The organism is Haliea sp., assembly GCF_040221975.1.
In the GTDB taxonomy this organism is placed as follows: Bacteria; Pseudomonadota; Gammaproteobacteria; order Pseudomonadales; family Halieaceae; genus Haliea.
Genome location: NZ_JAVJWR010000013.1, coordinates 24,893 through 38,803, shown reverse-complemented (window position 1 = coordinate 38,803; position 13,911 = coordinate 24,893). Strand labels below are relative to the sequence as shown.

Genomic DNA, 13,911 nt, shown 5'->3' with positions numbered 1-13,911 from the left:
TATCTGAATGACAAGAGATTATAATCGGCTTTCCCCGTACCTCATGGCGCTGGTACGTGAGGCTTGAGGGCCGGGTACGGCTTTGCCGGATTGCGGGGATACCGGGAATAAAGCGTTGATCTGCCCGGTGCCGGAACTGCCGAAGTAGGGGGTAATGATTTCGGCAGCTTGATCGTAATCCGACCAGCCGAGAGCACCCAACAGCATCGCGGTATCATGCATGAAGCCCTCGCCGTGCGCTTTGACTGCGTACTCCGGCAGCATCTCGCAGAATGTTTTCCACTTCGCATCCTTCCACATCTCGACAATATTGTGATCGAGCATTTCCAGGAACGGACTCCAGACCCTGTGCAGGTAATCGGGCGCCATGCCGTTTTGGGCAAAACGGTGGGAGAGTGAGCCGCTGGCAAAGAAGGCGACGGTGCCATTGTAGTGTTTCTCCACGGCTTCGCGCATGGCCCAGCCCAGTCTGGCGCTGTCGTTGAGGTAGTGCGCGGTACACATGGCTGACACTGAAATGGCCCTGAAATGTTGTTCCGTGTTCATGTATCGCAGGGGCACCAGAGTGCCATACTCCGGATCCAGAGTGGTATTGATATGCGCGAGAGTTTCCACGCCCTGGGTATTGCATTCTTTTGCCAGGATTTCGCCCAGCTCGGGGTTGCCGTAAACTTCAAACGGCATGTTGTTGATAAAGTGCGGCAGTTCGTTACTGGTGTAGGTTCCCTTGCTGTGTTCCCGGCAATTGATGTGGTACCCGGAGTTCACGAGCCAGTGGGTGTCGAAAACCACGATGGTATCGACACCCAATTCGCGGCAGCGGCGGCTGATTTCCCGGTGGCCGTCAATGGCGGCCTTGCGACAGTCCTTGGTGGGGCCATCGAGTTCTGACAAATACAACGATGGCACGTGAGTGATTTTTGCGGCCAGTGCGAGTTTTCCCATGTTGTGCAGTCCTGCGGTAAGAGTGGCTGATAGCGATAGGCGTTTGCAGGCGTTTGAATGCTGCAGGTCGGCTAATACGCGCCATTTCCCTGGGGCTCTGAGCCGTGTTCCCTGTCACCCAGGTGACTCTCCAAAGTGTTTCTGGCATTGTAGGCCAGCGCCAGGGTGTCTACTCCCAAGGCGACGAACTGGGCGCCCGCCCGTTCATATTGGTGTGCCAGTGTCTTGCTGGTGACCAGCGTGCCCGCTGACCTTCCTGCGCTCCGGATGGTCTGCAAGGCAGATTCGACAGCATGGACGACATCGGTATGCGTCGGGTTGCCCAGATGGCCCATTGACGCCGCAAGATCGGCGGGCCCGATAAAAACACCATCGACACCGTCGACGGTGAGGATGTCCTCCAGGTTTTCCAGCGCGCGGACCGACTCGACCTGAAGCAGCAGGCAGATCTCGTTATCTGCGTTGGCAAAGTAGTCCGGAATGAGGTTCCAGCCAGCCACCCTGGCGAGAGCCGTGCCCACTCCCCTGACACCCTTGGGCGGGTAACGGGTAGTTGCCACCAGCGCGCGCGCTTGATCGGCGGTTTCCACGGAGGGAATTAGCAGCGACTGGACGCCGAGATCCAGCATTTGCTTGATCAGGGCAGCGTCGCCCTCGACGAGTCGCACCACGGGATGGCTGGGCGTGTTGCCGATGGCCAGGAGTTGTGCGTGCACAGAGCGCAGGTCATTGGGGGCGTGTTCGGCATCGATCAGCAGCCAGTCGTAGCCACAGAGTCCACAGAGTTCAGCTGATAACGGGCTGCACAGACCAAGCCAGAAGCCGTATTGCTGCCCGCCTTCCCGCAGGGCGTGTTTGAAGGAATTATGCAGTGTTCTCATGGGTTGGTACTCTCGATCAGACAAACTCGCAGCGGATTTCACCCAGGGGGCCGTAGTCCGCGCGAATTCTATCGCCCGGTCTCACAATAACCGGCGCTGTAAACGACCCGGAAAGCAGGATTTGTCCCGGCTCCAGGGCAATGCCGTGCTGGGCAAAGCGCCTGGCGATCCAGCAGATGCCGTTGGCCGGGTGGTCGAGCACGGCGGCTGCCAGGCCGGTCTCTTCGATGATGTCGTTGCGATACAGGATGCTGCCGCTCCAGCGCATATCAATGGCGTCGGGCAAAAATCGTTGTTCGCCGAGGATAATTCCTGCATTCGCCGCGTTGTCGGCGATGGTATCCATGACCGTGCGTGTGTAGCCGGTTTCGGGGTCGGTGCGAAAACTGCGTGCGGCGATCAGCTCCAGGGACGGGGTGACGTAATCCGTTGCCGCCAGGACATCGTCAATCGACAGGCTGTCACCGAACAATCTGTGTTTCAGGACAAAGGCCAGCTCAACTTCGATCCGCGGGTCAGTAAAGTCGGCATGGACGATACGGCAACGGTTACTGAACTGCATGGATTGCAGCAGGATGCCAAAATCGGGCGTATCGATGTTCATTGCTCGCTGCATCGCTCTTGAGGTCAGGCCGATCTTGTAGCCGATGACCGGGTCTCCTTTGGCGATCTTGCGCTGTACCCAGGCAGACTGAATCGCATAGGCGTCATCCAAGTCCATGCCCGGATAGGCCTGGGTGAGGGGCGTAATCTGTGCGCGCGAGATCTCTGCTCGGTAGAGATCGGCGGCTGCCGCCTGCACCTGTTGCTGGTCTAGCGTCGTCACGCCTGTTCCTCCAGGAAGTCCTGAATATTGTTCCTGTTGAACTTCAACACGGGCTCAAGCTCCCTGAGTTCAAATGACAAGGCGACACCGCGCCGTTCAAAGCAGGCAGCAAAATGATCTTCGTAGACCGCGAACAGGGTTTTGGCCACAAGCATCTTGTCCTCGTCACGACGTCCGGCCCCGATCAGTACGGCGAGGTGTACGAACATGTGATTCGGGTTGCCGTCGGCGATGCGATAGTGGCGGCATGCATAAGCGCGACTGCGGATGCCCTTGAGTGGGAAAATTCCGGTATTCCGGGCACAGCTGTGTAGCGTGGCCAGCAACTGCTGCAGGTCCAGGATGTCACTGTCGATATTGTCGGAATATTCAAGAACAAAGTGAGCCATGTAGAAACCGTCAGAAGGATTTGCCCAGTTGCGGCACACTATGGGTGCCGTGCGCGAAGCAGACATTCTTCGTCTCCATATAGAAGTCGAAGCTGAAGTCACCGCCGTCCCGGCCGATGCCGCTCATTTTAATCCCCCCAAAGGGGGAGGGCAGGTTGCGATTGTTTTCCGAATTGATCCACAGCATGCCGGTTTCAACCCGGTGCGCCAGCCGCATGGCCCGGCCTTGGTCACTGGTCCAGGCGTATGCTGCCAGGCCATAGGGACTGTCGTTGGCTATCTGGATCGCCTGCTCTTCGCTGTCAAAGCTGATGGTTGTGAGCGCGGGACCAAAGATCTCCTCCCGCGCGATGCGCATGTTGTTGTTGGCGTCGGTAAAGAGTGTGGGCTGGACATAGTTGCCCGCCGCACTGACGCTGTCGTCGCGATAGCGCTCCCCGCCCACGGCGATACGGGCGCCTTCTTCGCGGGCGACGTCCATGTAGCTCATCACTTTCTCGCAATGGCTGGTGTGGATAAGTGGCCCGACCTCGCTGGCGGGATCCAGTGGGTGGCCCACTTTGAGATTTCTGACTCGCTGCTCGAGGGCTTTTATAAAGCGGTCGCGAATGCCCGATTGGATCAGCAGGCGGCTGCTGGAGGTGCAGCGCTGGCCGTTGAGGCCGTAGATCATGAAAACCACAGCGTCCAGGGCCCGTTCAAAATTGGCATCGTCAAATACAATGACCGGATTCTTGCCACCCAGTTCAAAGTGGGTTCGCTTCAAGGTGGCAGCGCCCTGGACCGTGATACGCGCGCCAGTTTGTGATTCGCCGACAAACGCGATGGCCTTGATGTCAGGATGCTCAGTCAGGGATTTGCCGGCCACCTCGCCAAAACCGTTGACCATGTTCCAGACGCCCCCGGGAAGACCTGCTTCCTGGCTGACTTCAGCCAGAATTGCAGCGGTGAGAGGGCTGAATTCGGCCGGCTTGTGGACTACGGTGCAGCCAGCGGCCAGAGCCGGAGCAATCTTCCAGGTTGACAACATAAAAGGGGTATTCCAGGGGGTGATGATCCCGACCGGCCCTATTGGTGTCCGCAGGGTCAGGTTACTGTGCTCGGGTTGATACATCGCCTGGCCATTGCGCGCCTCGGGGGCCTTGTCGGCAAAGAAGCGGAAATTGGCCGCTCCGCGTACGGCAGCCTGACGCATGAAGCGCAACGGCTGGCCGCAGTCCATGCTTTCCACCAGTGCAATTTCCTCGGCGCGCTTGAGAATCAAATCGGCAAAATGATGGAGGATATTTTTGCGCTCGGTGGCAGGCATGCTGCTCCAGGCGGGAAAGGCATCCCTGGCTGCCAGGCTCGCGGCATTGATGTCCGCGGCAGTACCCCTGGCTACCTGCCCAAGGCTGCTGTTGTCCACCGGCGTGGTGTTGTCGAAGGTTTCGATACCTTCGTCGCTGGACCACTGTCCATTGATGAAGTGTGTGGTGGTATTCTCCCGAAAGCGTTTGAGATAGTCCTCTGCAAGCGACAGATTGCTGGCGAACTCTGACATTGTGCTCTCCTCTCCTCCTTGCAAAAAGATAACGTGTTAAATATATTTTGTCAACAAGATAACGAATTCCTCACGGAGCTAGTGATACTGAGGGGTTTGTAGCACTTCATCGAGCTTTTCAGGGTTTACAAATTAACGCGTTAACTATAAAATTGTGGGCGTAACAGACCGCTTCGGGGAAGTCTTATGCGTTTTGCCTCCTATCAACGTGAAGACGGGGTCACATCTTGGGGAGCGGTGGTTGCCGGGGATTCCGGAGAGCGGCTGATCGACCTGCAAGCTGTGGCTCCCACCCTGAAAGCTGCCATTGAGAGGGGGTTGCTACCGGGTATCCGCGTGGACAACGGCAACACCCTGGCCTTTGATGCTGTCACTCTGCTACCGCCCATTACAGCGCCGGACAAGATCCTCTGCATCGGTGTGAATTACGCCAATCGCAACAGCGAGTACAAGGATGGCAGCGCGGCACCGAGCAACCCCAGTGTATTTATCCGTTTCCCGGATTCCTTTACCGGCCACAATCAGCCACTGATCCGCCCACACGAGTCGGAGCAACTGGATTATGAGGGGGAGATTGTGGTGGTGATTGGCAAGGCGGGCCGCCGTATCAAGCGTGAGAATGCCTTCGAGCATATCGCCGGGCTAAGCATCATGAATGAGGGGACTCTGCGCGACTGGGTGCGTCACGCCAAGTTCAATGTGACCCAGGGCAAGAATTTTGAGCGCTCCGGCGCAATCGGCCCATGGATGGTTTCCGCAGATGAGTTTACCCGAAAACAGCTGGAAGACATGAGGCTGGTTACCCGCGTTAACGGTGAGGTGCGGCAGGACGACACCACTGCCAGCATGATGTTTCCCATTTCCTTTATCATCGAGTATCTCACGACTTTTTGTGAGCTGAGGCCTGGTGATGTCATCGCCACTGGCACCCCGAATGGGGCGGGTGCCCGTTTTGATCCGCCGATTTATCTCAAGCCGGGGGATATGGTCGAGGTCGAAGTCGAAGGAGTTGGTGTACTATCCAACGGTGTCGAAGACGAGCGGGTTTAAATCCCCATGAGAGAATTCCGGCGATCCCTGCCGATGTCCCTGCTCAAGGCCAGGGAAGCGGTAATGTCCACTTTTATTCCCCATCTGCGGGAACACGGGTTGTCCGCCCAGCAATGGCGCGTATTGCGGGCACTTTTTGACAATCTGGAGTCGGGCCAGGCGGAAATGGAAATGAGTTCCATTGCCAGGCAGTGTTATCTTTTGATGCCCAGTTTGTCGCGGATTATACAGTTTCTGGAGAAGCGAGGCCTGATTGAGCGGCGAACTTCCGAGGCGGACATGCGCCGCGCAATGATCCGATTGACAGCGGAGGGGAAGGAGCTTGTGAATGTCATGGCGCCTCAATCCGAAGCGCGCTATGAACGCATCACCCAGGTATTCGGGTACGGCAAGCTCGAGCTGTTATACGAATTGCTCGATGAGTTGACAGAAAAACTTTCGGCGGAAAGCGAGTCAATGGAGAACTCGTCGGAAGAAGGCGATGAGATGCCTGCCGGGGAAAAACCACATGATAGGGGATCTCAGACGAAAAGAGCCGAAGGCGGGTAGTCTATTGGCACGAGATCCGGATCTCAGGAAGAAATGTCTGGACTTCCCCTGGTTCATGGAGATTTGCAAGACAAACCGCCCCGGCAGCTTAGCTACCCACAATTGACACCTGCCTACTAAGGTGTGGTTATCGAGCGCTCTCGCCCAACACGGGCTGGTCCCTAACAGCAATGTCCACGGGCAGGACAAACCAGCGCAGGTGTTCGTGGGCGGGTGACAGCCTCGGGTTGGCGGCCATGGTCGGGTGATCCCCCCGGATCAATTCGTATTCCGCCAGTTCCAGCTGTGCTGTCAATGACAGCGGCGCCAGTTCCTTGACCACTGTCGCCGGACGCTCCAGCCAGCCCATATCTGCCAGCGGATCCGGCCGCCCCGCTGCCTGGCCCTGAAAGCGCCAGATTCCATGGTCGGCATCCAACTGGTAGCTGGGCAACAGCCGCCAGCCGTGTTCCGCCACCAGTTCCAACGCCCGCAGCAGATACTCAAACTCCTCATTGTCGATAAAGTAGTTGAAGTTAAGGCGTACCCATCCCGGGCGCAGCAGGCTTGAGCCGGCAACAATAGCGGCTTCCAGCTGTTTGCTGTAGGCCATGTCCATGCCCAGCAGGGCGTGGGCGTAGGGTCCCGCGCAGGAACAGCCACCGCGGACCTGGATACCAAACAGGTCGTTTAACAAAGCCACTACGAAGCCGTAATGCAGGTCGTGTTCCCCGTGGCGAAAGCGCAGAGAGAAAATCGGCAGGCGCGCAGCGTCATGGCTGCCGAGCACTTCGATGTTGGGGCAGGCCCGCAGCCGACTCATGGCGCGCTCGGCCAACACCGACTCGCGGGCCTGTATGGTGTCGGTGCCCACCGCCTGTTGCAGGGAAAATACCAGGCCGGCGCGAATGGATTCCACGATGGCCGGCGTACCACCTTCCTCCCGGCGCTCGATGTCCTTGCTGTAGACATGGTCCTCCGGGGTCACGTAAGTCACTGTACCGCCGCCCACCATGGCTGGCACCCGATTGCGAAACAGTGTGTTTTTTGCCACCAGAATGCCTGGTGTACCGGGGCCGCCGACAAATTTGTGGGGTGACAGGAACACGGCGTCCAGTGGATATTCGCTGTTCATGTCGATGGCTACGTAGGGTCCGGCGGCGGCGTAGTCCCAGAAAGCCAGTGCCCCGTGCGCCTTCAGGAGGCGGGTCACGGCCGCCACATCACTCTTGATACCAGTGACATTGGAGGCGGCGGAAAAGCTGCCGATCAGCAGGGAGCGATGTGCGTGCCGCTGCAGGGCCGATGCCAGTACTTCCAGATCGATACCGCCCTGCTTGTTCAGGGGTATGACCTCAAGCTCGGCGATGCTCTCTCGCCAGGGCAGCTCGTTGGAGTGGTGCTCGTAGGGGCCGATAAAGACCACCGGCCGTTCCTCCGCGGGCAGCTGTGCCGACAGCTGGCAGCGGGCGTCCAGCTCCGCCGGCAGGCGCAGATTCATCACATCAATCAGCTTGTTGATTGCTGCGGTGGCCCCGGAGCCGCAAAAGATCACCTTGTCGTCGCTGCCGCCGTTGACAGCCCTGCGGACCTGGTTCCGGGCCGCTTCCCGCAGGGCCGTGGTATGGGCGCCGGTAAAGGAGGTTTCGGTGTGCGTGTTGGCGTAGTAGGGCAGCACCTGCGCGCGGATATAGTCTTCAATGAAGTCCAGGCTGCGGCCGGAGGCAGTGTAATCCGCGTACACCAGGGGCTTGTCACCGAACGGCGTGGCGATGGGCTGGCGCTGACCAATAACGGCCTTCCGGATCCGCTCTAGCAATGGGCTCATGGGCAGGGCTCCTAAGTAGGGTTGTTGTGAACGATAAATCGAATTTTATCGGTTGGCAGCTGAAACATTGTGCCTATTTGTGTTTTAAATATGGATAACACCGGATCATTGTTTCATTATAGTATTGAATATCGAAACAAAGTGTCGGTACAGGGTGAGAGGATACACGTATGCTTGATTCGACGGATAAACATCTTCTGCGCTTGCTGCAGGTGGATGCCTCACTTTCGGTTGCGGATCTCGCCGCGCGGGTGAGCATTTCGAAATCCGCGTGCTGGCGCCGCCTGCAGAAGCTGGAACAGGGCGGGATCATTCGTCAGCGGGTGACCCTGCTCAATGCCGCCAGGATCGGGCTAGGGCTCACCGTTTTCATTACCATTCGCACCAATCAGCACAACGAGGCCTGGGCACAGCGTTTCCGGGAGGTGGTACAGGGTGTTGAGGGGGTGCTCGAGGTGTACCGCCTGGGCGGGCAGCTCGACTACCTGCTGAAAGCGGTCGTTGCCGACATGCCGGATTACGACCGGCTCTACCAGCAACTGATAGGCGCTGACCTGTTTGACGTCTCTGCCAGCTTTGTGATGGAGGAAATCAAGGCCACTACGGTGTTGCCGCTGTAAGGTGCAGGGTGCAAGGTCGGCGCGGCGAACCCGCGCCGCCTTTTAGCTTGAGTTGATCCGAGCGTATCTCAATGGCGAGGGCAGCGGTTTCCCGTTAGGACAGAGACCACGGTAGGAGAGGTTCAGCTATAGCTATTAAGGGTAGGCCGACAGAATCATATCAGTAATCCATCAGCTCGAAGTCGGATTTCCCGCTGCTGCAGTCAGGACAAACCCAGTCATCAGGTATATCTTCCCAGAGTGTCCCTGGCGGTATTTGATGTTCAGGCATGCCGACGCTTTCATCGTATATATAGCCGCAGAATAAACAAATGTACTTTCTCACGATTATTCTACCTCAACCGCATCGTTTGGATTGAAAGGCGGTATACGCGGCTCATACCCTGTCGCTTGTCGGCCATTGAAGGGGCAGGTAGCGATGGCAGTTGGCTTTGCCGGGCACCGCAATCGGTGTTTCTCCGGTTTTGATGCTGAAGTTCGGAATTCGGTGAATCCATTCTTTAAGGAAGACCCGCAGTTCGGTTCGCGCAAGGAAAGCACCTATGCACTGGTGCGGGCCTCGGCCGAAAACCAGAGTTTTCTTGTCGCCTCTTTTAAAGTCAACGTTAAACGGATTCTCAAAGCGATTAGGGTCGATTCCAGCAGCTGAAGTTGGAATCAGGATCGGGTCGCCGGCTTTCAATTGAACACCTTTGTAATCCATATCGCGAGCTGTAATCCTTGCGATATTGGCGATGTGGAACCGCCGCATCAGCTCTTCCAGTGCATCATTGATCAACTCTGGCTGATCGACCAATTGCTGGCAATGCGAGGGGTTCTCTGCCAGGAAGCGCGTTATGAACCCTAGCATCCCTGCAACGGTATCTAGGCCTGCTGCTATTAAAACAGAGCCAAAACTGATGATCTCGTCATCAGTAAAGTGCCGTCCACCATCGATTTTTGCATTGAGTATTGCACTGAAGATGTCTTTTCCAGGATTGGCGCGCCGCTTGGGTATGACTTGCTGGCTAATATAGTCGTTCACTTTCTGAAAGGCAGCGACTTGCACTGCCGGATCTACTGATCTCACGATTTCGTCTGAGATTTGCATGAGGTATGGCGTGTCCTCTATCGGCAGATCCATCAGTCTCATGACTATGATAATGGGCATCTTGAGAGCGAACTCACTGACAAATTCACATTCTCCCCTGGCATGAAATTCATCTATCAGAGAAATGGTGAGTTCGCGGGCAGTTTGCTCCAGGTTGACCACAGACTTGGGGCTGAAAAATGGTGCAAGTACTTTTCTGGCATCGGCATGAAGATGGCCGTCCCATTCGATGAGCGTAAGTGTTATCGGCATTGGCGGTAACGTTTGATGCCGACTGGAAAACAGTTCGGGGTCGTTGAGAACATTGTTCATATCCTCAAATCTTGTCAGTACCCAGTGGCCGCCATGACGGGGTGTGTAAAAAATATCAGGGCCATCATGCAGCTTGCGAAAATGCTCCCACACATCGCTCTCACCTTGCATATCATTGAAGTCGAAATCGTGAACAAGATTCTTTGGGACGTGAGAAGGTATTATGTTTTCGCTACTCATAGGTCTCTGATTCCTCTTCATACCTGCAAACCAGGCGTGAATACTCTACGAACTTTGTGCCAGAATGGTGATGCGTCTTCATCTGTCTGGAATTTTCAAAGTCAGTTCCTATATCGTTGAAGCACCGTCGATCGTGTAATCCGCTCCCGAGATGTAAAGGCTCTCATCGGACACAAGAAAACGGGCGAGCATTGCGACTTCTTCCGGTGTACCGGCTCGTCCAGTTGGAGTCAGCGATAGTCCGACTTCATCCATGTCAGCGCCAAGAGCTTCGGTCATTGGAGTGCGGATATAGCCCGGAAGTATTGCGTTCACCCTTATGTTGTCGCCGACTAGTTCCAGGGCCGCCACTTTGCTAATTCCGCGAATAGCCCACTTGGTTGCAGCGTAGGCACCGATGCCGGCAAAAGGTCTCATTCCGACACTGGAGGACAGGTTAACTATTGAGCCACCTCCAGATTTGCGAAGCAGTGGAGCAGCGTGTTTAATGCCTAACATGGGGCCCAGCTGGTTAATCTCAAAACTGCGTCTTACCTCATCCACATTAAGGTCAGCAAGTGCTCCAGGCTGGAGGATGCCGGCATTGTTGACCAGTGCATCCAATCGGCCAAATTCTGAGTCTGCGAATTGAAAAAACGCAATCCAACTGGATTCCTGGCTAACGTCCAGGCAACAGAAGCGGGCGCTATCCCCCAGTTCGTTACTCAGGTTGACTCCTTCAGACTCCAACAAGTCACCGATAATAACGCGAGCGCCCTCGCGGACGAACAACCGGGCCTCCGCAGCGCCCATTCCTCGGGCGCCGCCACTGATTGCCACCACTTTTCCGGTAAGACTACTCATTCTCGTACCTCTAATAATTGATCATTGCACGGTAATCGGGCAGGAAGCACATTGCGTCTTGGGTTTCGCCATTATCGTTTAATAGTGACAGGACTGGGGTAACTCAACAATCGCGGCGGTGAACCGCGCAATTACAGACAAGAGTAGGTGCAGTGGGGGACAAAGTGTGTGTCATTGCACTGGCAATTGCTGCCCAGCGGTTTACGGGAGGCTAAGTGAGCGAGGAGATGTTGCGCAGTGGAAACTAGCTGGCGCGCAGAGTTGCCATGCCCATAGCTTTATTGAGAGTATCCCACTGATCGTCGCTGGCGCCACCTATAGTTGCGTTTTCACTTGTGACCCCAAGCGCCCCAGCTTTCCAGTCAAATGTATCTGGGAACGTTCTAAACCAGTCGTAGACCAAGCGTCTGAAAACGATCCTCCACTCGTTGTCACGCTTTTCGAACCGGTCCTGATACCGCGCTCCTATCATGCAGTCGCTACACAATTCACCGTCCCCCCTTATCGTGTGGTGTGCGTTGAGATAGGACTCGGTGTGCGCACTGTTACCATCAAGCGCGATAACAATATTACCTAAATGATGGGCAGTGCTGATAACGCCACCGCCCTCCAGCCAATCGCAGATCGACAGGGAGAACTCCGAGCCTCCGCCATTGAAAATGCCATATTCCACGGTGCTATCAGGCCAAAAAAGCTTATTGAGAAGCTCTGGACTGCGTCGGTCGATACCACGACAATAAAGGTACAGGCATTGCTTTATAGCCTCCCGATCAGCAATTTCAGATATCTGCGCTTCCAAAGCCATTTCTACATCCCTTTACCGAACGAGTAACAGGTAATTTACCGCACACTTTTTGTAGTTCACGTTGCTGCCGGACACCTTGCATGATCGCATAGATATGATACTCGCGGTCAACTATTGCTGCGACAGACAAGTACTGTTGCAAACATGGACATGAACTTTGCGCAGCTGAGATGACGACTGATGCTCGTGCGCTGTAACCTTCTGATCAGCGCGACAAACGTTAGGAGACAGTATGTCCACTCCCATGAGTGGTAACGGTGAACGACGGTCTAAAAGTGCGTTCTCTCAAGCGAATGACTTACTGGACCGAATTTCGGAAACCTCAGGTGCCTATCCCGCCAGGCTCGCCTTGGTATATGAAAGCCGTGAGACTTCCTACGGTACACTGCAAGTGAACACGGCTCGCGTAGCCAATGGTTTTTACGCTGCAGGGTTGGTTCAAGGAGATCGAGTAGCCATCCTGGCGAAAAACAGTGATCACTACGTTGAACTGATGTTGGGTGCGTTAAGGAGCGGTATTATTGCAGTGCCAGTAAATTGCAGGCTGGCGGGTCCTGAGCTTCGCCTGGTCCTTGAAGACGCCGATCCGATGATGATATTTCACGATCCGGAGTTCTCAGTCATTTTGGGCGGTGGGGTTGCAGGTATCAAGGCGCAATGCATTCCCTTGTCAGAGCAGGAGGGCTATACAAAATGGAGGGATGAACAGTCGGACGAATTTTGTGGACCGGAAATCGGGCCCGAGAGCTGTAGTCTAATTCATTATACAAGCGGCACCACGGGATTGCCCAAAGGCGTGATGATAAGCAAAAGCAGCCTCGCACAACACAGAGCTATGGAGGACGAACTTGGAGATTGGTATCAGTGGCAAGAAGACGAATTGTTTCTTCTTGCTGCCCCGCTGTTTCATGTTGCCGGAAGCGCCTTGTTGTATGGCACTCTTTATAGAGGCGCCACCTGCGTTATCAAGGATTCGTTTGACGTTGGGGAAATACTCACAACTCTTATAGAGCGTAGAATAACAAGGCTATTCGCACCACCTGTGGTTATCAATTGGCTAATTCGTGAAGTCAAAGATCAGGGAGTTGTCTTGCTGCACCTGCGGCTACTGGTGTATGGCGCCTCTCCCATATCACCAGCCGTGCTCCGCGAAGCCCTGAAGATATTGCCGAACGTTGGTTTTATGCATAACTACGGTATGACTGAGGCGGGTGGTACGCAGGTCTGCATGTCGCCGGCTGAACACGACCCGACCAAGACACAGCAGCTGGAATCATGTGGTAGAGCCTGTCCAGGTGTTGAGCTACGGATTGTTGATCCGGAAAGTGGCGATGCTGTGGCCATTGGAACAGTGGGTGAAGTCGAGATCAAATCAGCCATGATGATGTCTGGCTATTGGCGGAAACCACAGGCGACATCCGAAGTCTTACACGACGGATGGTATCGCACGGGTGATGGAGGTCGCCTGGACGCTGAGGGCTTTCTTTACATCGTAGATCGAATTAAAGACATGATCGTTACCGGCGGGGAAAATGTTTATCCGATAGAAGTTGAAAATGTGCTATATCAGCACGAGGCGATATCTGTCGCTGCGGTTTTCGGGATACACGAACCAGAATTCGGAGAGGCGGTCACCGCAGTCGTGCAACTGAAAGAATCGTTCACCACGACCGGTGACGAGCTCAGGCTGTTTCTACGCAACAAAATCGCAGGCTATAAAATACCCAAGGCCATATATATCGTAGATGAGCTGCCCCTGACGCCTTCCGGCAAAGTAAAAAAGCACGAACTGCGAGCTCTCTACAGCTAGGTTCTCTACTGTCTTCTAATCCGAAGTTGCCTATCCCCAGAAAATTCCCCTACAGACTAGCGGAACTGCATCCAAGTGTCACTCGGAAATCCGCAAACAGATTATAAAGGGGGAATGTATTTGGTTAGTCATGGTAGAGCGAACTTTGCGTTGGCTTCTCGCCGTCATAAGCAACCTTAAGAGTATGATTTTTATCAAAAAAGAGTGCACATCCGTGACAGTCAGAACCTCCATTACCTCGCGTTCCTTACATTGGCTTTT

14 protein-coding genes are annotated in these 13,911 nt (G+C 55.2%); 4 read left to right on the top strand and 10 right to left on the bottom strand.

Translation table 11 applies throughout. The features are described from left to right. Positions 1 to 18: 18 nt before the first annotated feature. The 5 genes from hpaD to hpaE form a co-directional block, all read right to left on the bottom strand. A complete protein-coding gene (hpaD, locus tag RLO07_RS03990; RefSeq protein WP_462290838.1) occupies positions 19 to 945 on the bottom strand; it encodes a 3,4-dihydroxyphenylacetate 2,3-dioxygenase in 927 nt (308 codons plus the stop codon). A gap of 71 nt (positions 946 to 1,016) precedes the next feature. Continuing rightward, entirely contained in the window at positions 1,017 to 1,826 is an 810-nt protein-coding gene (locus RLO07_RS03985) for an aldolase/citrate lyase family protein (protein ID WP_462290837.1), read from the bottom strand. A gap of 16 nt (positions 1,827 to 1,842) precedes the next feature. Beyond that, positions 1,843 to 2,652, bottom strand: coding sequence for a 2-oxo-hept-4-ene-1,7-dioate hydratase (gene hpaH / locus RLO07_RS03980; protein ID WP_462290836.1), 810 nt, complete (start codon positions 2,650 to 2,652; stop codon positions 1,843 to 1,845). Next, positions 2,649 to 3,041, bottom strand: coding sequence for a 5-carboxymethyl-2-hydroxymuconate isomerase (locus RLO07_RS03975; protein ID WP_462290835.1), 393 nt, complete (start codon positions 3,039 to 3,041; stop codon positions 2,649 to 2,651). The genes hpaH and RLO07_RS03975 overlap by 4 nt, the downstream gene beginning before the upstream one ends. A 10-nt stretch (positions 3,042 to 3,051) precedes the next feature. Further along, entirely contained in the window at positions 3,052 to 4,584 is a 1,533-nt protein-coding gene (gene hpaE, locus RLO07_RS03970; protein WP_462290834.1) for a 5-carboxymethyl-2-hydroxymuconate semialdehyde dehydrogenase, read from the bottom strand. Between the two features lie 186 nt (positions 4,585 to 4,770). On the opposite strand from hpaE, the gene RLO07_RS03965 reads away from it, so the two are divergent. Then, positions 4,771 to 5,634 carry a fumarylacetoacetate hydrolase family protein gene (locus RLO07_RS03965; RefSeq protein ID WP_462290833.1) on the top strand — a complete coding sequence of 288 codons (864 nt, stop codon included), beginning with the start codon at positions 4,771 to 4,773 and terminating at the stop codon, positions 5,632 to 5,634. Between the two features lie 33 nt (positions 5,635 to 5,667). Then, positions 5,668 to 6,183, top strand: coding sequence for a homoprotocatechuate degradation operon regulator HpaR (gene hpaR / locus RLO07_RS03960; protein WP_462290832.1), 516 nt, complete (start codon positions 5,668 to 5,670; stop codon positions 6,181 to 6,183). A 127-nt stretch (positions 6,184 to 6,310) separates the two neighbouring features. Here hpaR and RLO07_RS03955 read toward each other — a convergent pair whose 3' ends face one another. Then, positions 6,311 to 7,990, bottom strand: coding sequence for an aminotransferase class V-fold PLP-dependent enzyme (locus RLO07_RS03955; RefSeq protein WP_462290831.1), 1,680 nt, complete (start codon positions 7,988 to 7,990; stop codon positions 6,311 to 6,313). 170 nt (positions 7,991 to 8,160) lie between these two features. Between RLO07_RS03955 and RLO07_RS03950 the strand changes: the two genes are divergently transcribed. Next, positions 8,161 to 8,610 (top strand): Lrp/AsnC family transcriptional regulator, encoded by a 450-nt coding sequence (locus RLO07_RS03950; RefSeq protein ID WP_462290830.1) that lies wholly within the window; start codon positions 8,161 to 8,163, stop codon positions 8,608 to 8,610. 160 nt (positions 8,611 to 8,770) lie between these two features. Here RLO07_RS03950 and RLO07_RS03945 read toward each other — a convergent pair whose 3' ends face one another. The 4 genes from RLO07_RS03945 to RLO07_RS03930 all read right to left on the bottom strand — a co-directional run bounded on the left by RLO07_RS03945 (position 8,771) and on the right by RLO07_RS03930 (position 11,840). Beyond that, the gene (locus RLO07_RS03945; RefSeq protein WP_462290829.1) at positions 8,771 to 8,935 is read right to left on the bottom strand and encodes a rubredoxin; all 165 of its coding nucleotides are present in this window, start codon (positions 8,933 to 8,935) and stop codon (positions 8,771 to 8,773) included. 51 nt (positions 8,936 to 8,986) lie between these two features. After that, positions 8,987 to 10,192, bottom strand: coding sequence for a cytochrome P450 (locus tag RLO07_RS03940; RefSeq protein WP_462290828.1), 1,206 nt, complete (start codon positions 10,190 to 10,192; stop codon positions 8,987 to 8,989). Positions 10,193 to 10,300: 108 nt separating this feature from the next. Beyond that, on the bottom strand, positions 10,301 to 11,035 hold the full coding sequence (locus RLO07_RS03935) for an SDR family oxidoreductase (protein ID WP_462290827.1): 735 nt from the start codon (positions 11,033 to 11,035) through the stop codon (positions 10,301 to 10,303). Positions 11,036 to 11,279: 244 nt separating this feature from the next. Then, positions 11,280 to 11,840, bottom strand: a complete 561-nt coding sequence (locus RLO07_RS03930) for a nuclear transport factor 2 family protein (RefSeq protein ID WP_462290826.1) — start codon at positions 11,838 to 11,840, stop codon at positions 11,280 to 11,282. A gap of 232 nt (positions 11,841 to 12,072) precedes the next feature. Between RLO07_RS03930 and RLO07_RS03925 the strand changes: the two genes are divergently transcribed. Continuing rightward, positions 12,073 to 13,650, top strand: a complete 1,578-nt coding sequence (locus RLO07_RS03925; RefSeq protein WP_462290825.1) for an AMP-binding protein — start codon at positions 12,073 to 12,075, stop codon at positions 13,648 to 13,650. Positions 13,651 to 13,911: the final 261 nt, after the last annotated feature.

Bases quoted from the DNA above. Each gene is read 5' to 3' on its own strand.
- RLO07_RS03930 (WP_462290826.1), bottom strand. From the start codon at position 11,840: ATGGCTTTGGAAGCGCAGATATCTGAAATTGCTGATCGGGAGGCTATA.
- hpaE (WP_462290834.1), bottom strand. From the start codon at position 4,584: ATGTCAGAGTTCGCCAGCAATCTGTCGCTTGCAGAGGACTATCTCAAA.
- RLO07_RS03985 (WP_462290837.1), bottom strand. From the start codon at position 1,826: ATGAGAACACTGCATAATTCCTTCAAACACGCCCTGCGGGAAGGCGGG.
- RLO07_RS03935 (WP_462290827.1), bottom strand. From the start codon at position 11,035: ATGAGTAGTCTTACCGGAAAAGTGGTGGCAATCAGTGGCGGCGCCCGA.
- hpaD (WP_462290838.1), bottom strand. From the start codon at position 945: ATGGGAAAACTCGCACTGGCCGCAAAAATCACTCACGTGCCATCGTTG.
- RLO07_RS03940 (WP_462290828.1), bottom strand. From the start codon at position 10,192: ATGAGTAGCGAAAACATAATACCTTCTCACGTCCCAAAGAATCTTGTT.
- hpaR (WP_462290832.1), top strand. From the start codon at position 5,668: ATGTCCCTGCTCAAGGCCAGGGAAGCGGTAATGTCCACTTTTATTCCC.
- RLO07_RS03965 (WP_462290833.1), top strand. From the start codon at position 4,771: ATGCGTTTTGCCTCCTATCAACGTGAAGACGGGGTCACATCTTGGGGA.
- RLO07_RS03925 (WP_462290825.1), top strand. From the start codon at position 12,073: ATGTCCACTCCCATGAGTGGTAACGGTGAACGACGGTCTAAAAGTGCG.
- RLO07_RS03975 (WP_462290835.1), bottom strand. From the start codon at position 3,041: ATGGCTCACTTTGTTCTTGAATATTCCGACAATATCGACAGTGACATC.
- RLO07_RS03955 (WP_462290831.1), bottom strand. From the start codon at position 7,990: ATGAGCCCATTGCTAGAGCGGATCCGGAAGGCCGTTATTGGTCAGCGC.
- RLO07_RS03950 (WP_462290830.1), top strand. From the start codon at position 8,161: ATGCTTGATTCGACGGATAAACATCTTCTGCGCTTGCTGCAGGTGGAT.